This window comes from Limnohabitans sp. (assembly GCF_017848645.1).
GTDB lineage: Bacteria > Pseudomonadota > Gammaproteobacteria > Burkholderiales > Burkholderiaceae_C > Limnohabitans_A.
This window is the reverse complement of the sequence record NZ_JAFEIF010000041.1, coordinates 83317-103515: the sequence shown is the minus strand read 5'-3', so window position 1 is coordinate 103515 and position 20199 is coordinate 83317. Positions and strand designations below refer to the sequence as shown.

At 60.2% G+C, this 20199-nt stretch carries 17 protein-coding genes; 5 read left to right on the top strand and 12 right to left on the bottom strand.

What is annotated here, in order from left to right:
• From QZ190_RS09315 to QZ190_RS09300, 4 genes are read right to left on the bottom strand one after another with little or no spacing between them, the layout of a single operon-like run.
• Positions 1 to 1902: a DNA methyltransferase gene (locus QZ190_RS09315; protein ID WP_291915484.1), complete on the bottom strand. Its 1902-nt coding sequence runs from the start codon at positions 1900 to 1902 to the stop codon at positions 1 to 3.
• Between the two features lie 21 nt (positions 1903 to 1923).
• A complete protein-coding gene (locus QZ190_RS09310) occupies positions 1924 to 2484 on the bottom strand; it encodes a hypothetical protein (protein WP_194945614.1) in 561 nt (186 codons plus the stop codon).
• The gene (locus QZ190_RS09305) at positions 2481 to 3875 is read right to left on the bottom strand and encodes an AAA family ATPase (protein ID WP_291915483.1); all 1395 of its coding nucleotides are present in this window, start codon (positions 3873 to 3875) and stop codon (positions 2481 to 2483) included. Before QZ190_RS09305 ends, QZ190_RS09310 begins: the two co-directional genes overlap by 4 nt.
• Positions 3876 to 3905: 30 nt before the next feature.
• Positions 3906 to 4643 carry a UPF0149 family protein gene (locus QZ190_RS09300; RefSeq protein WP_291915482.1) on the bottom strand — a complete coding sequence of 246 codons (738 nt, stop codon included), beginning with the start codon at positions 4641 to 4643 and terminating at the stop codon, positions 3906 to 3908.
• An 85-nt stretch (positions 4644 to 4728) separates the two neighbouring features.
• On the opposite strand from QZ190_RS09300, the gene metG reads away from it, so the two are divergent.
• The 5 genes from metG to QZ190_RS09275 all read left to right on the top strand — a co-directional run bounded on the left by metG (position 4729) and on the right by QZ190_RS09275 (position 10521).
• Positions 4729 to 6822 carry a methionine--tRNA ligase gene (metG, locus tag QZ190_RS09295; protein WP_291915481.1) on the top strand — a complete coding sequence of 698 codons (2094 nt, stop codon included), beginning with the start codon at positions 4729 to 4731 and terminating at the stop codon, positions 6820 to 6822.
• 26 nt (positions 6823 to 6848) lie between these two features.
• A complete protein-coding gene (locus QZ190_RS09290) occupies positions 6849 to 7586 on the top strand; it encodes a YoaK family protein (RefSeq protein WP_291915480.1) in 738 nt (245 codons plus the stop codon).
• Between the two features lie 30 nt (positions 7587 to 7616).
• Positions 7617 to 9296 carry a SulP family inorganic anion transporter gene (locus tag QZ190_RS09285; protein ID WP_291915479.1) on the top strand — a complete coding sequence of 560 codons (1680 nt, stop codon included), beginning with the start codon at positions 7617 to 7619 and terminating at the stop codon, positions 9294 to 9296.
• 77 nt (positions 9297 to 9373) lie between these two features.
• Positions 9374 to 9577, top strand: coding sequence for a DUF3460 family protein (locus tag QZ190_RS09280; RefSeq protein WP_291915478.1), 204 nt, complete (start codon positions 9374 to 9376; stop codon positions 9575 to 9577).
• A 146-nt stretch (positions 9578 to 9723) separates the two neighbouring features.
• Positions 9724 to 10521 (top strand): ScpA family protein, encoded by a 798-nt coding sequence (locus QZ190_RS09275; protein ID WP_291915509.1) that lies wholly within the window; start codon positions 9724 to 9726, stop codon positions 10519 to 10521.
• A gap of 10 nt (positions 10522 to 10531) precedes the next feature.
• Here the strand turns inward: QZ190_RS09275 and ruvC are convergent, their stop codons facing one another.
• From ruvC to QZ190_RS09235, 8 genes are all read right to left on the bottom strand, one after another.
• On the bottom strand, positions 10532 to 11080 hold the full coding sequence (ruvC, locus tag QZ190_RS09270) for a crossover junction endodeoxyribonuclease RuvC (RefSeq protein WP_291915508.1): 549 nt from the start codon (positions 11078 to 11080) through the stop codon (positions 10532 to 10534).
• Between the two features lie 26 nt (positions 11081 to 11106).
• On the bottom strand, positions 11107 to 11838 hold the full coding sequence (gene mtgA / locus QZ190_RS09265; protein WP_291915507.1) for a monofunctional biosynthetic peptidoglycan transglycosylase: 732 nt from the start codon (positions 11836 to 11838) through the stop codon (positions 11107 to 11109).
• A gap of 37 nt (positions 11839 to 11875) precedes the next feature.
• Positions 11876 to 12805 (bottom strand): energy transducer TonB, encoded by a 930-nt coding sequence (locus QZ190_RS09260; RefSeq protein ID WP_291915477.1) that lies wholly within the window; start codon positions 12803 to 12805, stop codon positions 11876 to 11878.
• Positions 12795 to 14858 (bottom strand): RNB domain-containing ribonuclease, encoded by a 2064-nt coding sequence (locus QZ190_RS09255; RefSeq protein WP_291915476.1) that lies wholly within the window; start codon positions 14856 to 14858, stop codon positions 12795 to 12797. Before QZ190_RS09255 ends, QZ190_RS09260 begins: the two co-directional genes overlap by 11 nt.
• A gap of 44 nt (positions 14859 to 14902) precedes the next feature.
• On the bottom strand, positions 14903 to 15487 hold the full coding sequence (locus QZ190_RS09250) for a YqiA/YcfP family alpha/beta fold hydrolase (protein WP_291915475.1): 585 nt from the start codon (positions 15485 to 15487) through the stop codon (positions 14903 to 14905).
• A gap of 6 nt (positions 15488 to 15493) precedes the next feature.
• Positions 15494 to 17362 (bottom strand): potassium transporter Kup, encoded by a 1869-nt coding sequence (locus QZ190_RS09245; RefSeq protein WP_291915474.1) that lies wholly within the window; start codon positions 17360 to 17362, stop codon positions 15494 to 15496.
• A 111-nt stretch (positions 17363 to 17473) separates the two neighbouring features.
• Entirely contained in the window at positions 17474 to 18769 is a 1296-nt protein-coding gene (gene gshA, locus QZ190_RS09240) for a glutamate--cysteine ligase (protein WP_291915473.1), read from the bottom strand.
• Positions 18770 to 18896: 127 nt separating this feature from the next.
• A complete protein-coding gene (locus QZ190_RS09235; protein WP_291915472.1) occupies positions 18897 to 20177 on the bottom strand; it encodes a glutamate-5-semialdehyde dehydrogenase in 1281 nt (426 codons plus the stop codon).
• Positions 20178 to 20199: the final 22 nt, after the last annotated feature.

The following is a 20199-nucleotide window of genomic DNA, read 5'->3' as shown; positions in this document are numbered from 1 at the left end:
TCACCACCCCCTGAGCAAAGCAAAGGGCAGCGCCGCAAAGTCCATGCGGTTCTCGGCCAATTGCTTGTTGCTCAAATACTTGGCCGGGGCAAACACCAGGTGTTTTTTGCCATCGCCCTTGTCCGCGCCCCACTGGGCAAAGGCCTGCGCCCGGCTCAGGTTGAGCGCCGCCTCGGTCGACTTGAGGAAGGCCAGGTTCGGCTCATAGACCAGCCAAACATGGGCATCGGCCGCCTCGCCCAGATAAAAGCGCGGGGCTTTTTTGGGGGTGGGTGGCAAGGTGCCGCCCGTGGCGGTGTGGAACAGCCAGGCCCCCAAGGCCTCAAACGCGGGCAAGTTTTCGCCGGACAGCATCTTCTCGATGTTGAGCGGATCGCCCAGCGTGCAATAGGTGAACTCGCCGCCCAGGCCTTCGGCGCGTTCAGAGACTTTCTTTTCGCCCTCCACCCGCAGCAAGCCGTCTTTCAGCTCCACGTTGATCTTGTCAAAACGCTTTTGACCTGTATTTTTCAATGTCGCATCTTGCATAGGGATGCCCATTTGAATTTCTGCCCCAGGTCGCAGCAGTGTGAGTTGTGTCGATTCCTCAACAAAACCCTCGCGCTGTTTGATCGCCTCGACCTTGGCCAACCAGTCGGCGGCTTTTTTGAACTGGGTGAAATTGATCTTTTCTTCCAGCAGCGTTTCGCGCTGCGTGCCCACCCAGGCATAACCCTGGATGGCGCGGCGCACCCGCTCGGCGGTCAGGCGATCGGCATAGTCCTCGCCCTCCACAAGAATGAACTGGCGGTTGCCGTTGTCTTTGGCGTTAGCTTTGAGCACGGCGTGGGCGGTGGTGGCACTGCCGGCAAAGCTGTCGAGCACGATGGATTCGGGATGGCTGGCCAGCTCCAAAATGCGCTCCAGCAAAGCCACCGGCTTGGGCGTGATGGTGGACTCTTCGCCCTTGAGCATGCCCATTTCGATCAGAGTTTTCTTGGCGTCTTGGGTGTGACCGACTTCATCGTAAAACCAGAGGGTTTGGGGGGTGCGGCCTTGTTTGACTTCGGAAAGATAACGCTTGATAGATGGCACATTGTTTCCAAACTCACCCCACCAAATACGACCTTCAGCGTCCATTTCTTTGAATTTAGATTCTTTGACGCGCCAGTAATTTCCCGGCGGGGGGCCATCAATCACCCGCCCGCTTGGGCAAACAATCGAGTAAGTGCCTTCGCTGTAAAAGTTACGAGCCGACAAATCGCTCGACTTCCAAGGGCCATTCTTGTCGTTATCGGCATTGGAATAGCGAGCATCCATGTCCTCGGTGCGTTCCAACAAATTCGGCCGCCAAATCTTCTTGTCTTTGGCATAGACCAGTACATAGTCATGGTCTTCGCTGAAAAACTGAGCTGTTCCCTTGGGGGCGTAATTCTTCTGCCAAATGCAAGTCGCCACAAAATTATCAGCACCCAAAATTTCGTCCAGCATGTCACGGGCGTGGTGCACCTCGTTGTCATCCAGCGTGATCCAGATCGAGCCGTTGTCCGCCATCAGCTCACGCAGCAGAACCAGACGCGGCCACATCATGCACAGCCACTTGTCGTGCCGCAGCATGTCCTCGCCGTCCACCGGGTTGGTGCTCAGCCACTCTTTCATGATGGGGCTGTTCACCCCGTCGCTGTAGCACCAGCCCTCGTTGCCGGTGTTGTAAGGCGGGTCAATGAACACCAAATCCACCTTGCCCGCATAGCGCGGCAGCAAGGCCTTGAGCGCGTGCAGGTTGTCCCCGTGAATGACCAGGCTGCTGTTCAAGTCCCCCGGCCCGATCCCTTTGGCCTTGTCCACCACCAGCGGCCGATAAGGCACTGTCAGGTGGTGGTTGTACACATATTCTTTGCCTTTGAAGACGATTTCGGGCATAGGTTTTCTTTCAGCACAGCATCAAACACCAACGAAGGCATTGGCCTCGGCGTCGGGTTCAAGTGCTTTTAATTTTTTGTCGGTGGTCCAGATGTGAACCAGGTATGTTTTCAATGAGCTGTTTTTGTGCTTGTCACGCAATTTTTTGGCTTCCAGTGCAATGGCCGCATTGGTCAAACCTTGGCGATCAGGGGCCAAGGTTTTAAATTCTTGGGTCAATCCCGTGACCGCATCACGGAAGTCCTGAACGGTTCTGGCATCGTTCATGGACGAGACAATCGTCAAAGGTGTTTCGCCCGAGAGCCAGATGTCTACGGTCTCCACCAACATGGCGGACAAGCGTCTTCTCTCTTGTCCATTTTTCACATCTGCGACATGGTTACCCAACTCAAACAAAACAGGCAAAGGCACCTGCAACTGATCGGTCATACGTCGGGCATTTTCAAACCGTTGAAAAATCGGGACGTAAGCGCGATCACTGCTGCAATCGGGCACTTGAAACAGTTCTAACAAATAAGAAGTGTCCACCACAATCAAGCGCACAACACTCACCGATGGATTGGATTTGGCCTGCTTGCTCACAGCACAAACTTTCTGTTGGCCTCTTGAATTTTTTGGAGCCATTGCAATCCGCGCTCGGCTCGCTGTTCAGCAAAGCCCGGTTGCACGTGTTTTTCCAGCACCTGCTGGGTCATCAACTCCCCCAAACGCCCTTGCTCCAGCATTGACTCAGAAGCCGGGAGGTCTGGAATAGGGAGCAACCGGGATGCGCCCACAGCGGGGTCATAGAAGCACAACACCACCGATTTGATTTGCTCATCACTGAGTTGATCAAGGGTGGCGGGGTTGTGTGTGGTGGCCAATACATTGAGCTTGCGACGCTCTGCGGTCTCCCAGACAGCGTCCATGAGCACCTTTACGCGGGCTGGGTGGATGCCATTGTCAATTTCTTCAACAACCAAACGTGAGCCTGTTGGCACAGTTTCCAAGGCCGTCAAGATGGCCAAGGCTCGCAATGTGCCGTCTGACATTTGGCGCGAACTGAGCACCGATTGATCGCTGTATCGAAAACCCAAACCGACCTCGCCCAAACTGGTTTTTTCGAAAACAAAATCCGTGAAAGAGTCCTCTGGCAATTGCCGAATTCTCTGCAAAATCAAATCGAATGATGCTCTCGCATTGTGTTGCCGAACAACTGACACCATAGGATTCTTTTTCAAATCTTCTGGTGAAACATCCGTATCAGCCAATAGCTTCAAACCATAAAGCACCGAAGCCAAATTTGCCCCGTCACGGAAAAGCTGGGTTTGGCCAATGTTTTCGTAGTCACGCATGCGCTTGGGGTGCGGATCGAAAACATAGGCATGTTTTAAATGGTTACGGATGCCATTCACTACGAACAAAGCTTGATCCGACGTCTTGTTATTGGATGTCGGCAATGTTTCATACCGCGACAAAGTTGAAACCTGCGCCGTCAATGCACGGATGGGCTTCTTGCTACCCTTTGCGAAATTATCAAATTGGACCTGAATGATGTCGTCACTTTCACGGGTAAATCGTCCCGCTGTTGCAAAAAGCGTTCGCTCGCCCCAAATCAGTCTCTCTTCAACGATGTGAGGTGAATTGCCTGCGGCGACACTGATGGTGTACTCGACAGGCAGACCTTTGACATGCGCGGTGAACTTCAATGTCAGTTGCCCAGGATCTATCAATTCATTGATCGGGTCATAACCCGCATGCTCTCTTCGAGGGCAATTCCTCAACCCCCCCCGAATTTCAAATGTGCTGCCTCCGCCGCGACCCACGTCGCTGATTTCATGCAAGGACCGCCCTTGCGCCAATTCGGCTAAGAGCTCTACGCCTTCAATCACATTGCTCTTGCCGGCCCCGTTGCGCCCAATGAGCAATGTCACTGGGTTTAACAACTCAATCTGGGCATCCGAGAAATTTTTGAAGTTGATGAGGTGGTGCATGTCTTTCCTTCCGTGCGTTCAGGCAATCGCTCAATTCGCCCCGTGACAGTGCTTGTACTTGCGTCCGCTGCCGCAGTGGCAGGGATCATTTCGACCCAGCTTAGGGCCATCGCGCCGCACGGGCTGGAGCGGGGTGTTGGCGCCACGAATGGGGCTCTGCACTTGGCCGCTGACTTTTTGTTGTCTGCGTTGGACCAGCCAATAAGCGTGCACTTGGCGGACTGTGTCGCCCAAGCCGTCCGCTGCGGATTGGTGTTCGGAATCGTCCTGATTCAAGCGCTCCAAGGCAGCCCAGCCATCTGGAGAACCATACAACAGCACCGTGCTCAGCAGTTCTGGTTGTTCCAGCATTAAGGTGTCCCAAGCTTTACCACCAATGCTGATGCCGTGGTGGTAGCCCATGCACCACTCATCAATGATCGGCACATGGGTTCCATCGTCCAATTCACGCTCGTAAATTTGAGGCTCATAAAGCTCGGGCAACTCGGTCAATGTTTGTGCAATGGCGTTCCATTGCTTCATGATCAGCCCCATGACCTTTTCGGCTTCGGCCTGGTCTTTGAAATGAGCGCCTTCTTGCCCGTTTTCGGTGTCCCAGACCCAGCGCAGCATCTCGCTGGGCATGATCAGTTCAGGGCCAGAAACCACCGCAGTCAGGTAACCATCGAGCATGGTCACGTCCATGCAATGTTCTGGAGCGTCATCCCTGAACAAAAATTGGTCCAGAAATTCAACTTCCTCGGGCGTCCAAAAGGGGTTGTGATTCATAAATTGGGATTGTCGCAGAGCCGATGGCCAGCCCACAGGGGGTCCTCCCTATAAAATCGCCCCCTTGTCTTGAAGGTTTTGCCCCATGTCTGCCCCCAACGCGCCCCGCCAGCTTTTTGTCACCACCGCCCTGCCTTACGCCAACGGCAACTTCCACATCGGCCACATCATGGAATACATCCAGGCCGACATCTGGGTGCGTTTCCAGCGCATGCAGGGCAGTCAGGTCAATTTTGTGGGCGCCGACGACACGCACGGCGCGCCCATCATGATCGCCGCCGAAAAGGCGGGCAAAACGCCCCAGCAGTTCGTGGCCGACATCGCGGCCGGCCGCAAGCCCTATCTAGACGGCTTTCATATCCAGTTTGACAACTGGCACAGCACTGATGCGCCAGAAAACCACGAGTTGGCCCGCCAGATTTACCGTGACCTGCGCGACATTTCGGCGGCCGATGGCGGCTCGCTGATCGAGGTCCGCTCGGTCGAGCAGTTCTTTGACCCGCAAAAGAACATGTTTTTGCCGGACCGTTTCATCAAAGGCGAGTGCCCCAAGTGCCACGCCAAAGACCAGTATGGCGACAACTGCGAGAGCTGCGGCGCGGTCTACGCGCCCACCGACCTGATCAACCCGTTTTCGGCCCTGTCGGGTGCCAAGCCGGAGCTGAAAACCTCGGAGCACTTCTTTTTCAAGCTGTCCGACCCGCGCTGCGTCGACTTTTTGAGCCAGTGGACCCAAGACGGCAAGCTGCAGCCCGAGGTGGCCAACAAGGTCAAAGAGTGGTTTTCGGTGCGCACCAACCCCGACGGCACGACCAGCGAAGGCCTGGGCGACTGGGACATCTCGCGCGACGCGCCCTACTTCGGCATCGAAATCCCCGACGCGCCGGGCAAGTACTTTTATGTCTGGCTCGACGCGCCTGTGGGCTACCTGGCGTCCCTGAAAAACCTGCTGGACAAGCGCGGGGAAGACTACAACGCCTACATGGCCAACCCCGCGCTGGAGCAGTACCACTTCATCGGCAAAGACATCGTCACCTTCCACACGCTGTTCTGGCCGGCCATGCTGCATTTCAGTGGCCGCAAAACGCCCAACAGCGTGTTCGTTCACGGCTTCCTCACCGTGAACAACGGCGAGAAAATGAGCAAGAGCCGCGGCACGGGCCTGGACCCGCTCAAGTACCTGAGCCTGGGCATGAACCCCGAGTGGCTGCGCTACTACCTGGCGGCCAAACTCTCGGCCCGCAACGAAGACATCGACTTCAACGCCGAAGACTTCATGGCGCGGGTCAACTCCGACCTGATCGGCAAGTTTGTGAACATCGCCTCGCGCTCGGCCGGCTTCATCGCCAAGCGCTTTGGCGGCCAACTCGGCCCCGTGAGCGCCGACGGCCAAGCCTTGCTGACGACCTTGCAAGCCGCTGCGCCGACCATTGCCGCGCTTTACGACGAACGCGAATACGCCAAAGCGCTGCGCGAAATCATGCTGCTGACCGACAAGGTCAACAGCTATGTGGACCAAAACAAACCTTGGGACCTGGCCAAACAAGAAGGCCAAGACGCCCGCTTGCACGACGTGTGCAGCACCTGCATCGAAGCCTTCCGCTTGCTCAGCCTGCAACTCAAGCCCGTGCTGCCGGCCTTGGCGGCGCAAGTCGAGGCCTTCTTGAACGTCGCGCCCTTCACCTTTGCACAAGCACAACAGCTGCTGGGCGCGGGCCACACCATCAACGCCTACCAGCACCTGATGCAGCGCGTCACGCCCGAACAACTCGAAGCCCTGTTCGAGCAGCCCGCCGTGGTCGAAGACAAGCTCATCCCTGGCGGCGAGGAGATCGCCCCCACCATCTCCATCGACGACTTCGCCAAAGTGGACCTGCGCATTGCCCAGATCGTGAACTGCGAACCGGTCGAAGGCTCGGTCAAGCTGCTGCGCCTGACGCTGGACGTGGGCGAAGGCCGCATGCGCAACGTGTTCAGTGGCATCGCCAGCATGTACAAGCCCGAAGACCTGATCGGTAAGCTGACCGTGATGGTGGCCAACCTGGCGCCGCGCAAGATGAAGTTTGGTGTGTCGGAGGGCATGGTGCTGGCCGCCAGCCATGCCGACGACAAGGCGGACGCGGGCATTTACGTGCTGCAGCCCTGGCCGGGTGCCCAACCCGGCATGCGCATCCACTGAAATAGCCGCACACGAGCACACTGCACATGTTCCCCCTGATCCACGGATGGACCGATGTGCAGCGAAGCCCTGAGGCCAATCTGCGGCTGGGCTTGGTGCTGACCTTTGTGGCCGGGGCCACCAACGCAGGCGGTTTTTTGGCGGTGGGCAGCTACACCTCGCACATGACCGGCATCGTGTCCTCGGTGGCCGATGATCTGGTATTGGGCAACATCGCCCTCGCGCTGGCAGGCATCGTTTGCTTGATGGCCTTTGTGGCCGGGGCCATGTGCACTGCCGTGCTGGTCAACTGGGGCTTGCGCCAGCAGCTGCGCAGCAGCTACAGCTTGCCGTTGCTGCTCGAATCCGGGGCCTTGCTGGTGTTTGGGCTGTTTGGGGCGGCCATTGCGGCCTGGTCGCAGCTGTTTGTGCCGGTCACAGTGGTCCTGTTGTGCTTCATCATGGGCCTGCAAAACGCGGTCATCACCAAAATTTCCAAAGCCGAAATCCGCACCACCCACATCACCGGGCTGGTGACGGACCTGGGCATCGAGCTGGGCAAACTTGTGTACATGAACCGCAGCCAGCCCGGCTCCCCCGTGCGAGCCAACCGCCAACGCCTGCGGGTGCAGTTGGCCCTGGTGCTGGGCTTTTTTCTGGGCGGGCTGACGGGGGCGCTGGGTTTCAAGTACTGGGGTTACATCACCACGGTGCCTTTGGCGGCCCTGCTCTGGGTTTTATGCCTGCGCCCCTTGTTGACCGACCTGCGCAAGCATGCCGCATAATTTGTTCAGAAAAACAAATACAAGACACCCATGAACTGGATGCAGGCCACGCATTTGTTTCGTCCCCGTTTGCTCGACAGCCTGCACGGCTACAACCGTGAGCGCTTGACCCAAGACGTGGGCGCAGGCCTCACAGTCGGGGTGGTGGCCCTGCCACTGGCCATGGCCTTTGCCATCGCCTCCGGCCTCAAACCCGAGGCGGGTCTGTTCACCGCCATCATTGCGGGTTTTCTGATCTCGGCGCTCGGCGGCAGCCGGGTGCAAATCGGTGGACCAGCCGGGGCCTTCATCGTGATCGTCTACGGCATCGTCGAGCGCTATGGCCTGGCCAACCTGATCTTGGCCACCGCCATGTCGGGCGTGCTGCTGTTTTTGATGGGCTTGTTCCGTCTGGGCACGCTGATACGCTTCATCCCGGTGGCGGTGGTGATCGGTTTCACCAACGGCATCGCAGTGCTGATCATGCTGTCACAAATCAAGGATTTGCTGGGCCTGAAAGTGGCCACCATGCCGGCCGATTTCTTTGGCATCCTGAACACCCTGTGGCTGAACCTGCACACGGCCAACCTGGCCGCCTTGCTGTTGGCCTTGGCGTCCTTGTCCTTGGTGGTGGGTTGGTTGCGCATGAGCCGCCGCTTGATGGACACGCGGTACGGCTGGGTCAGCATGGTGCCCGGCTCGATTGTGGCGCTGGTGTTTGCCACCTTGGTCACCTGGCTGCTGAGCCTGCCCGTGGAGACGATTGGCAGCAAGTTTGGCGGCATCCCCTCGTCCTTGCCCGGCTTTGCCTGGCCCGAGTTCAGCTGGGACAGCGCCCGCTTTTTGCTCATGCCGACCTTGACCTTGACGCTGTTGGGGGCGATTGAATCGCTGTTGTGCGCCCGCATTGCCGACGGCATGATCGGCGACCGCCACAACCCCAACCAGGAGCTGATGGCGCAAGGCGTGGCCAACTTCGTCACGCCGTTTTTTGGCGGCATGCCCGCCACCGGCACCATTGCCCGCACGGTGACCAACATCAAAAGCGGCGGCACCACCCCGATTTCGGGCATGGTGCATGCGCTGACCTTGCTGGCCGTGGTGCTGGTGGCTGCGCCCCTGGCCGGGCACATTCCGCTGGCCGCGCTGGCAGCGATCTTGATGTTTGTGGCCTGGAACATGGGTGAATGGCGCGAATTCATGCACCTGCGCCAGTACCGCATGCCCTACCGCATCACCTTGCTGGCGGTGTTTTTCCTCACCGTGGTGTTTGACCTGACGGTGGCGGTCGAGGTCGGGCTGATCGCAGCCTGCCTGACTTTCATCTACCGCATCTCCAGCTTGACACGCTGCGAGGGCGTGACACGTATCGAGCAGCCGGGTCTGGCCGGTTTCGAGCACCGGGTGCAGGCCTGGCGCCTGTACGGTGCGCTGTTTTTCGGGGCCGTGAAGCTGGTCGAGGCCATCGAGGACAAAATCAGCACGCCCACGCTGGTGCTGGACCTGAAAAACGTGATCTACATCGACTCCTCGGGCGCGGACGCACTGATGAACCTGATCGAGACCTGCCGCAAGAAACAGGTGCAGCTGATCGTGTGCGGCCTGACGCACCAGCCGCTGGACATGGCCCAGCGCAGTGGCCTGCTGGAACATGTCAAAGAGCATCTGCAGCCCGACCTGAACAGCAGCCTGGCCCTGGCCGTCAGCCTGAGCGCAGACCCGGCCCGTTAAAATGGTGCCAATCAGGTTTTGGTGGTCTTCTGGGGCTGCCAAAACCCTTTGTTAATGCCCCGCACAGATTGCCCACCATGTCCATTTTTCGCCGCCCCGATTACAGCTCCGACACGACCCAGTTCATTGACCAGCTCAAGGCCCAGCGCCCCGAGCTCGAATCCGAACAGCGCCAAGGCCGTGGACTGCTGTGGGACAAACCGATTGACCGCGACATCCAGGCCGAATTCAAGCAAGGCCGCGTGGCGCAAAAGCCCTACGTCTACCAAACCAAGGCCTGAGCGGCACTGGCTCCAGCCCTGACCCCTCTCCTGACTTCTATCCTGCCCTTTTTTCTGCCCGACTTTTCAGGTCCAGACACCCCGTGAGCACCACGCCGCCCCAGCCCGAACCCCTGCAGCTGCCAGAAGCCTCGGCCAGCGCAGCCATGCCTGCGGTGGTGGACCAGGTGGCTTTGGCGCGTTTGTATGGCGAGCCGCTGTTTGCCATGCCCAGCGACCTGTACATCCCGCCGGATGCGCTGGAGGTGTTTCTGGAGGCCTTCGAAGGCCCACTGGACTTGCTGCTGTACCTCATCCGCAAGCAGAACTTCAACATTCTCGACATCCCCATGGCGGGCGTGACGCGCCAGTACCTGAGCTATGTGGAAGAAATCCGCCAGCGCAACCTGGAGCTGGCGGCCGAATACCTGCTCATGGCGGCCATGCTGATCGAGATCAAGTCGCGCATGCTGCTGCCCCCGAAAAAAGTGGCCGAGGGCGAAGAGGCCGAAGACCCGCGCGCCGAGCTGGTGCGCCGCCTGCTCGAATACGAGCAGATGAAGCTGGCCTCGATGCAGCTGAATGTGATCCCGCAATACGGCCGCGACTTTCTGCAGGCCCAGGTGTACATCGAGCAAAGCCTGCAACCGCGCTTTCCCGAGGTCAGCATGGACGAGCTGCAATCGGCCTGGCGCGACATTTTGAAGCGCGCCAACCTGGTGCAGCACCACAAGATCAGCCGCGAAGAGCTCAGCGTGCGCGAGCACATGAGCATCGTGCTCAAGCACCTGCAAGGGCGCAAGTTTGTGGAGTTTGAACACCTGTTCGACCCGAGTCTGGGTGTGCCAGTGCTGGTGGTCACCTTCATCGCCTTGCTGGAGCTGGCCAAGGAAACCCTGATCGAGATCACCCAGGCCGAGGCCTTTGCGCCGATTTACGTGCGCCTGGCCTATACCCCCAACTGATCGAAGGCCGTCAGTGGCTGCGCCCGCTGCGGAACATGCCGTGGGTTTTGCGGCTGAGCACGCCTTGCGCAGCCAGCTTGTTCATCGAGGGGCTGGCATGCGCGTGGGTGATGGCCATGCCCAACGCATCGGCCGCGTCTTGCCGGGGCAGCACCGGCAACTGCAGCAAACGCTTGACCATTTCCTGAATTTGCGATTTGGCCGCTCGGCCATGGCCGGTGACCGATTGCTTCATTTGCAAAGCGGTGTACTCGGCCACCGGCAAGTCGCACGACACCAAGGCCGTGACGGCGCAGCCCCGGGCCTGGCCCAGCAGCAATGTCGCTTGCGGGTTGACGTTGACGAACACGATCTCGACCGAGGCCACATCGGGCTGGTAACGCGCGGTGATTTCACGCACGCCGTCGTAGATGATTTTCAGCCGGGCAGGCAGGTTGCCCATCTCGCTGCGCGTGGTCTCGATCACGCCGCTGGCCACGTACTGCAGGCGTGAGCCGGTGATCTCGATCACGCCAAAGCCGGTGGTTTGCAAGCCCGGGTCGATGCCCAGGATGCGGATGCTGGCAGGCGCCGGGGTGCTCAGGCTCATGGCAGCACCACATCGTTCATGCGGGCCATGATGGTCTCGGCGCGCCGCGCCAGGTAGGCCGATTGCGCCAGCTTTTCAAAATAACGCGGGCGCGGCAGCATGACCGCCAGGCGCGCGGCCTCCCAAGCGTTCAGCCGGGCCGCGCTTTTGCGAAAGTAGTGCTGCGCCGCCGCCTCGGCACCGAACACGCCCTCGCCCCACTCCACGCTGTTGAGGTAGATCTCCAAAATCCGCTCTTTGCTGAGCAAGGCCTCCAGCGTCAGGGCCAACACCATCTCCTGGCCCTTGCGCAGCAGCGTGCGCTCACCCGACAAAAACAGGTTTTTGGCCAGCTGCTGGGTGATGGTGGAGCCGCCCACGATTTTCACGTCCACAGGTTTGTCCGGTTGACGCTGGGCGCGTTTTTCGGCTTGCGCTTTGGCCCGGGCATTTTTCTCCCAGGCTTTTTCCAGCGACTGCCACCAGATGCCATGGTGCTGGGTGAAGGCGGCGTCTTCTGAAGCGATCACGGCGCGTTGCAAACTGGTGGACATGGCTTTGATCGCCACGGATTCCTGCCGCCAAGGCAATTGGCCTTGCTGCTTGAGAATTTGCCAGGCTTGCGAGCGCTGGAAGCTGGTGGACTCGGGCGCAATCCAGTTCATGGCCACGATGCGCAGGGCAAAAAACAGCTGCAAAGCCACAACGGCCAGCACCAGCAAGAGCAACCAGCGTCCCCAAGCGCGCATCATGCAGCAGCCTTGATGGGGCAAGCCATGGACCCACTCACGGCTTGGCGGGCTCGGAAGCCAACATGCGGGTGCCCAATGTGTCGTCCCGCGAGAAGTTGAAACGCGAGACCACCACGATTTGATCGGCCTGGGCCCGCATTTTTCGGTTGAAGTTGCCAAACGGTGCTGCATTGCGCACGATGGCCACCGCGCGCTCGTCGAGCAACTTATTGCCCGACGAGCGGGCCACCTCGGTGCTGAGCAACTGCCCCCGGCTGTCCACCGTGATCACCATGGTCAGTTGACCATAGAGCTTTTCACCTGCCGCCTCGGGGAAGTTCAAGGTGCCCTGGTACTCGATGGTGCGGCGCATTTTGTCGTAGTAAATCGCATACACCACCTCTTGCGTGGCGGGGCTGATGTAGCGCTTGCGAGCCGCCCCTTGGGTTTGGTCCACGCGCTGCTCGATTTGCGCCAACTGGCGGGCCAGTTGCTGCTGACGTTGCACCTTGGCCTCGCGATCGGGGCTGTCGGTTTTGTCGCCCGCATTCTCCCGGGTGAGCACGGCCAACTCATCCTTGAGTTGGGTCAGCAAACGCATTTGCTGCAATTTGAGCACTTCGATTTTTTTCTGGGCTGCGCTGATGTCCATGCCCGGATCGGCGTTCATCGCGGGCGGCAAGGGCGAGCTGGAAATGCGCACTTCGGGCACCTCGCCGCCGCCAGCCAGACGGACCTGCGCCAAGGCCTGGGCTTCCTGGGGGCGCTCCTGGCTGCGCGCATTGACCAACATCACTTCCAGCGGGGTGTCCTGAAACACACGGTTGTAGGCCTCAGGTGCCGCAAACCGGAAACCGACCAAACCCGCGTGAACGGCCACGGACAAGCCCAATGCCCATTTCAGGCCCCGGTGGGAGGTCTGTTGCAAACGGCCTGCCATCGGTTGGGCCGCCTTGGCTGGCGGTGGTTTTTTTTCAGGGCGCATGGGGGGGCGTGCTGTCGTTCAGGTCCACCGCGATGGTCACCGGGCCCGCAGGCAGGTTGTCCTCATCCTCGGCCTCTTGTTCGGCCTCATCCGTGCCAGCGCCCTGGCCTTCGGCGTCCAGGTGCGCGATGACGGTGCCACGCACATCCAGTGCCATCAGGTCCACATCGGCCAGCTTGACGCGCACGCGCGCACCGCGCGGCAGGTTGTGCGCACCCATGACGCTGAACATCAGCGGCAAGGTGTCGGCACGCACCAGCCAGGTGCCGCCGCCCATTTCCTTGACCAGGCTGGCGTCCAGCTCCTCGATGCTGCGCTGCTGCACATGGCGCAGCGTCCAGTAACGCTCCATGCTCGACTGCACGCCGTTGTAAGCGCTGTAGGCGGCATCGAAGCCGCTGATGATGGAAAACAACTCGGCGTCTTTGGGTTTGAAAGGCGCGGCCAATGCGGCCGTGGCGCCATGCTTGGCACAAGCGATGATCTGCCATTGGTTGACCAGGTCGGTGTAGCGGCGCAGCGGCGAGGTGCTCCAGGCGTAGCTGGGCACACCAATACCGGCATGCGGCAGCGCCTTGGTGCCCATGCGCACCTTGACGCCGGGCGCCAGACTGGCCTGGCTGCGGTAAATGCCGGGCACACCCAGCTGGGCCATCCACTGGCCCCAGGTGCTGTTGGCCAAAATCATGGCCTCGGCCACCATCAAATCGAGCGGCGCGCCGCGCTGGCGGGTGCCGATCACCACCGTCTCGTCGCCCGTGGGCGGCAAGTCATTGCTCTCACGCTCGAGCTTGAAGCTGTAGTCCGGGCGGTTGAAGTTTTCGGGCTTGCCGCGCACCACTTCGCGCCGCGCTTTCAGGGTTTGCGCCAGACGCCAGTAAAAAGCCAAGGTGTCGCGGCTCACCGGCACATCGGCGTGGTCGCTCTGGTCTTCGCCCTCCAGCCATTCGCGGGTGATGCGGTCATCCAGTTGGTCATGGCGCAGGTTGACCAAAATCGGCACGCGCTCCAGGCGCGTCTCGGCGCTTTGCACCTCCAGCGTGTCTTCGCTGAAAGTCACATACAGCGACACCGCCGGGCAGTCGCGCCCTTCGATCAGGGTGTAGGCCTGCACCACGCTGTCGGGCAGCATGGTGATTTTGTAACCGGGCATGTAGACGGTGGACAGTCGGGCGCGGCCCAGCTGGTCGATGGCGCTGCCAGGGCTCAGGGCCAGGCCAGGTGCGGCAATGTGGATGCCCACGGTGACCGTGCCCGTGCCCAAACCCTGCAGCGACAGGGCGTCGTCGATTTCGGTGGTGTGAGAGTCGTCAATCGAAAAGGCCTGCACCGGCGCCAGTGGCAAGTCGTCGGTGATGGCAGGCGCTTGCAAAGGGGGAAAGCCCGTGCCCTTGGGGAAGAGGTCAAACAGGAAACGCTGCCAATGGAAATCCCAGGGCGAGGCGATGGCGCCCGCGTTTTGCAGCAGGTCCAAAGGCGCGGTCTGGCTGCTTTTGCTGGCCTCGACCACGGCTTTGTATTCGGGCGTGTTCTTGTCGGGGCGAAACAGGATTTTGTAGAGCTGCTCGCGGATCGGATCGGGGCAAGTGCCGGCCACCAGATCGGCCGACCAGACCTCAATCTGGGCCTGAACCTGCTTTTTCTTCTCGATGGCCAGCAAGGCCTGCTGCACGATTTCGGCCGGGGCTTTGCGAAAACGCCCCTTGGCACCCCCCCGGCGGAAGTAATGCGGCGCTTCGTGCAGGCGCAGCAAAGCCGCCACCTGCTCGGTGGTGCTGGCGTTGGCGCTGAAATAGTCTTGTGCCAGATCGCCAAAGCCGAACTCTTCGTCCGGGGCGCACTCGTAGGCCAGCTCCAGCTCGATGCTTTGGCTCAATGCGGCGGCATCGAGCAACAAAGCGGCCGGGGCCGGTTTGTCGAACCTGAGCAGCATGTGGGCCGATTTGACCTTGACCCGTTTACCGGAGTCGAGTTCGACCTGCGCAGAGGCCTCGGCTTCGGACATGATCCGACCGGCCATGAATTTGCCGGCATCTTCAAATAATACGTACATGGCGGGATTTTCCCACGCCACCCGGCCATTCGGCCCGCCGGGCTTCACGCCAGCTGCAGAAATTCAAGGATTTGCGGCAAGTGGTCTTCAAAATCGCTCAGGGCGTGGTCACTGCCCTCGATCAGGCGCACTTGCCCAGCCTGGTGCCGGGCCAGCATTTCACGCCAGTCCAGCACCTCGTCGCCCTTGGCAATCAAGGCCAGCGTGGCAGGCCGGGTTGGCAAGGGCTGACTTTCTAGCCGCATCAGCTCTTGCACATAAGCCGGCTCAAAAAAGATGCTTTGCGCCGGGTCTTGCCAGACCGGGTGCTCGCCGATGTACCGCGCCAGATCGCGCGAAGGATGCACGGCCGGGTTGATCAGCACCGCAGGAACACCCAGGTGCGCCGACAGCCATGCCGCATAAAAGCCCCCGAGCGAAGACCCCATGACCGCCATCTGCCCGCGCGGCCAGGCGACCGTGCCCTGCAGCAACAGGTCCATGGCTTGTGCGGGCGAAGCGGGCAGCTGCGGACACCACCAAGTGACAGCGGGCTGCAAGGCCTGCACCCGCTGGGCCATGATTTGGGCCTTGGCCGACTGCGGCGACGACCTGAAGCCATGCAGGTAGAGCAAATGGGTGGTGCGCACGGAGCCTCAGATTTCGATTTTCGAGCCCAACTCGACCACCGCATTGGTGGGCAGGTTCAAAAACGCGGCCGCGCCGCTGGCGTTGTGGTGCATCTGGGCAAAGAGTTTTTCGCGCCAGGGGGCCATGCCGCCGCCGATGGTGGGGATCACGATGTCGCGTGAGAGGAAGTAGCTGGTCGTCATCGGGTCCAGCTTGTAGCCCTCGCCCTGGATTTTGGTCAAGGCGGTCGGCAAATCGGGGTTGTCCTTGAAGCCGTAGTTCACGATGACTTGCCAGCAGTCATGCCCCAGCGGTGTCACATCCAGACGCTCTTGGGCGTCGATGCGCGGCACCTCGTGGCTGCGCACGGTGACAAACAGGTTGCGTTCGTGCAGCACTTTGTTGTGCTTCAAGTTGTGCAGCAAGGCGTTGGGCACCGCGCCCGTCTCGGCCGTGAGGAACACCGCCGTGCCCTCTACCCGTGTGGGCGGCGAAATGAACACCGCCTCCAGGAAATCCGTCAGGCGCAAGGCGTCCGAGCGCAAAGAGTCGTTGAGCAAGCGGCGACCGTCGTGCCAGGTCAGCATCAGGGTGAACACCGCTGCACCGATCAAGAGCGGGAACCAACCGCCTTCGAACAGCTTGAGCAGGTTGGACGCCCAAAAGGCCAGATCGACCACAAAGAAAAAACCGGTGGCACCGATGCACAGAGCCAGCGGCAGCTTCCAGGCGTAGCGGATCACAAAGAAGGTGAGCACCGTGGTGATCAGCATGTCGGTGCACACCGCAATGCCGTAAGCGGCAGCCAGGTTGCTCGACGACTTGAACATGACCACCGCCAGCACGATGGCCACAAACAAGCCCCAGTTCACAAAAGGCATGTACACCTGGCCCGTGTCGGTCTCGCTGGTGTGCAGCACCTGCAGGCGCGGCAGATAACCCAGCTGAATGACCTGTTTGGTCACGCTGAACGCGCCGGAAATCAAGGCTTGTGATGCGATCACTGTGGCCATGGTCGCCAGGCCCACCAGCGGCAGCAAGGCCCAGTCGGGGGCCATCATGAAGAAGGGGTTTTTCACGGCCTCGGGTTCAGCCAAGAGCAACGCGCCCTGGCCAAAATAGTTCAAGGTCAGGCAAGGCATGACCACACTGAACCAGGCCAGGCGGATGGGCTTTTTGCCAAAGTGCCCCATGTCGGCATACAGCGCTTCGCCACCCGTGACGCACAAGACCACCGCACCCAAAATGATGAAGGTGGTGCCCGGCTCGTTCCACATGAAGCCCAACGCGTAGTGCGGGCTGATGGCCAGCAAAATTTCGGGGTGGTGCGCGATGTGTGACACGCCCAGCACCGCGATGGTGGCAAACCAGACCAGGGTGATGGGGCCAAAGAACTTGCCGATGCCTGCCGTGCCGCGTTTTTGGACCCAAAACAGGCCAAAAAGGATCACCAGCGTGAGCGGAATCACGTATTTCTTGAAAGCGGGGGAGATGACCTCCAGGCCTTCGACGGCCGACAGCACCGAAATGGCCGGGGTGATCACCCCATCGCCATAAAACAGGCAGGTGCCAAAGATGCCCACGATCAGCAACACCTTGCGCAGCTGTGGCCGGTCTTTGACCGATTGCGAGGCCAGCGCCAGCATGGCCACCAGCCCGCCCTCGCCGTGGTTGTCGGCGCGCAGCACCAGCACCACGTACTTGACCGACACGATGGTGGTCAGGGTCCAGAAAAAGATGGAAAGAATGCCGTAGACGTTGTCGGGTGTGAAAGGCACATGGCCGGAGCCAAACACCTCTTTCATGGCGTACAGCACGCTGGTGCCGATGTCGCCATACACGACGCCGATGGCGCCCAAGGTCAATGCAGCAAGAGTAGAACGGGAGGAAGACACAGGCTGTGACCTGACGCGGGTCAAGCCGGATGAAAACAAGAAGACTATTTTGCGCCCGATTTCAAGCCGATGTCACCGCCCATTTGGCGATATTGTTGCAGCGCAACAACTTCAGTCGTAGACCTCGGCCTCAGGGTCGGTGGCTTCGAGCTCATAGCTGGCGGCCAGCATGGCCAGGCGGCCAATCACGCCGTACATGTAAAAGCGGTTGGGCACGCTGGCACCGGGTTTGACGCCTGGCTGGGGCAGGTGCGGCGTGTCGGCAAAGGCCAAAGGCACAAAGCTCGCACCCGGGGCGTTCAGATTCTCGTCCACGCCGCGCTCGGCATGCACCCGGTAAAAACCACCCACCACATAGCGGTCCATCATGTAGACCACCGGCTCGGCCACGGCGTCGTTGATGCGCTCGTTGGTCAGCACGCCTTCCTGGATGATCACATCGTTGACGGTCTGGCCGTCCTTGATGACGTTCATCTTGTTGCGGGTTTTGCGGTTGAGTTGGTCCAGATCGGACACATCGCGCACCGTCATGATGCCCATGCCATAGGTCCCGTTGTCGGCTTTGACCACCACAAACGGCTTCTCGTTGATGCCGTATTCCTTGTATTTGCGCTTGATCTTGGTCAGCAGCGCGTCCACGTTGCTGCGCAGGCAGTCCATGCCCGTGCCTTCGGCAAAGTTCACATCGCCGCACTGGCTGAACATCGGGTTGATGAGCCAGGGGTCAATGCCCAGCAGCTTGCCAAAGCGCTTGGCCACTTCTTCATAGCTCTGGAAATGCTTGGTCTTGCGGCGCACGCTCCAGCCCGCGTGCAGGGGCGGCAGCAAGAACTGCTCGTGCAGCTCTTCCAGAATGCCCGGGGCACCCGCTGACAGGTCGTTGTTGAGCAAGATGGTGCAGGGGTCGAAGTCTTTGAGGCCCAGGCGGTGCTGGCTGCGCACCACAGGCTCGAGCGTCACGCTCTCGCCGTTGGGCAGCTCAATGACCGTGGTTTCCTTGATCTCGGGGTTGATCGAGCCCAAGCGCACGTTCAGCCCAGCCATGTGGAAGACACGCTGCAGCTGCGCCACATTGGTCAGGTAAAAGGTGTTGCGCGTGTGGTTTTCGGGAATGATCAGCAGGTTTTTGGCCTCGGGGCAGATCTTTTCGATGGCCGCCTGCGCGGCCTGCACCGCCAAAGGCAGCATTTCGGGCGTCAGGTTGTTCCAGCCGCCGGGGTAGAGGTTGGTGTCCACCGGGGCGAGCTTGAAGCCCGCGTTGCGGATATCGACCGAGGTGTAAATGGGCGGCGTGTGCTCCATCCATTCCAGGCGGAACCAGCGCTCAATGGCCGGCATGGAGTCGAGGATGCGCTGCTCCAACTCATTGATGGGGCCGGTCAGGGCGGTGACGAGATGGGGAACCATGGGCATCCTTTATCGGGCAAAAACGGGACAAAACAGAAAAATCATATGGGGCCGGTCAGCGCCATTGCAAGCGCCTAGCGGACACAGCGCCAGCCGCATGTGCGCCTGAGCACTGAGAGCGCGGCGCTCAGCCACGCACCTCGCCCTCGCCCAGCACCACGTACTTGAGCGAGGTCAGGCCTTCGATGCCCACCGGGCCACGGGCGTGGAATTTGTCGGTGCTGATGCCAATTTCGGCACCCAGCCCGTACTCAAAACCATCGGCAAAGCGGGTGCTGGCATTGACCATGACGCTGGCCGAGTCCACTTCGCGCAAAAAGCGCTGGGCGTGCACGTGGTCGCGGGTCAGGATGGCGTCGGTGTGGTGGCTGCTGTAGTGGTTGATGTGGGCAATCGCCTCGTCCACCCCTTCGACCACCTTGATGCTGATGATGGGCGCAAGGTATTCCTCGAACCAGTCCTTCTCGGTGGCGTCCTTGAGCGTGGCTTTGGCCACCTGGCTCAAAATCGCCTTGGCCTTGGGGCAGCAACGCATTTCCACGCCTTTGCCCGCGTACACCGCACCGATTTTGGGCAGGAATTCAGCGGCCACGCCCCGTGCCACCAACAGGCTTTCACTGGCGTTGCAAGGGCTGTACTTTTGGGTTTTGGCGTTGTCGGCCACTTTCACGGCCATGTCGATGTCGCAGGGATCGTCCACATAGGTGTGGCAATTGCCATCCAGGTGTTTGATGACGGGCACTTTGGCCTCGGCACTGATGCGCTCGATCAGGCCCTTGCCGCCACGCGGGATGACCACGTCCACAAACTGCGGCATGGTGATGAGCTGCCCCACGGCGGCACGGTCGGTGGTTTGCACCAGCTGCACCGCATCGACGGGCAGACCGCTCTCGGTCAGGGCTTGCTGAACCAACTTGGCCAAGGCCTTGTTCGAGTCAATCGCCTCGGAGCCACCGCGCAGGATGCAGGCGTTGCCGCTCTTGATGGACAGGCTGGCCGCTTCAATGGTCACGTTGGGGCGGCTCTCGAAAATCATGCCAAACACACCAATCGGCACCCGCATCTGGCCCACGCGGATGCCGCTGGGCACCTGCTTCATGCCGATGATTTCGCCAATGACATCGGGCATGGCGGCCAACTGCTCGCAGCCCTGGGCGCAGGTTTCGAGCACTTGGGGGGTCAATTTCAGGCGATCCACCATCGGCTCGGCCAAACCAGCGGCGCGGGCGCGTTCCAGGTCTTTGGCGTTGTCCAGCTGCAAAGCGTCGGTGTTGGCACGCAACAAGGCGGCCAGATGGCGCAAAGCCTTGTTTTTGGTGGCGGCCGAGGCTTTGGCCATCAGGGCCGAGGCCGTTTTGGCCTGCTGGCCCAGGCTGTGCATGTGTTCAGCGGTGTTCAATTCAGTCATGCCTGCATTTTCGCAGATGCAC

Bases quoted from the DNA above. Each gene is read 5' to 3' on its own strand.
- QZ190_RS09315 (WP_291915484.1), bottom strand. From the start codon at position 1,902: ATGCCCGAAATCGTCTTCAAAGGCAAAGAATATGTGTACAACCACCAC.
- QZ190_RS09305 (WP_291915483.1), bottom strand. From the start codon at position 3,875: ATGCACCACCTCATCAACTTCAAAAATTTCTCGGATGCCCAGATTGAG.
- QZ190_RS09300 (WP_291915482.1), bottom strand. From the start codon at position 4,643: ATGAATCACAACCCCTTTTGGACGCCCGAGGAAGTTGAATTTCTGGAC.
- metG (WP_291915481.1), top strand. From the start codon at position 4,729: ATGTCTGCCCCCAACGCGCCCCGCCAGCTTTTTGTCACCACCGCCCTG.
- QZ190_RS09290 (WP_291915480.1), top strand. From the start codon at position 6,849: ATGTTCCCCCTGATCCACGGATGGACCGATGTGCAGCGAAGCCCTGAG.
- QZ190_RS09285 (WP_291915479.1), top strand. From the start codon at position 7,617: ATGAACTGGATGCAGGCCACGCATTTGTTTCGTCCCCGTTTGCTCGAC.
- QZ190_RS09280 (WP_291915478.1), top strand. From the start codon at position 9,374: ATGTCCATTTTTCGCCGCCCCGATTACAGCTCCGACACGACCCAGTTC.
- QZ190_RS09275 (WP_291915509.1), top strand. From the start codon at position 9,724: ATGCCTGCGGTGGTGGACCAGGTGGCTTTGGCGCGTTTGTATGGCGAG.
- mtgA (WP_291915507.1), bottom strand. From the start codon at position 11,838: ATGCGCGCTTGGGGACGCTGGTTGCTCTTGCTGGTGCTGGCCGTTGTG.
- QZ190_RS09260 (WP_291915477.1), bottom strand. From the start codon at position 12,805: ATGCGCCCTGAAAAAAAACCACCGCCAGCCAAGGCGGCCCAACCGATG.
- QZ190_RS09255 (WP_291915476.1), bottom strand. From the start codon at position 14,858: ATGTACGTATTATTTGAAGATGCCGGCAAATTCATGGCCGGTCGGATC.
- gshA (WP_291915473.1), bottom strand. From the start codon at position 18,769: ATGGTTCCCCATCTCGTCACCGCCCTGACCGGCCCCATCAATGAGTTG.
- QZ190_RS09235 (WP_291915472.1), bottom strand. From the start codon at position 20,177: ATGACTGAATTGAACACCGCTGAACACATGCACAGCCTGGGCCAGCAG.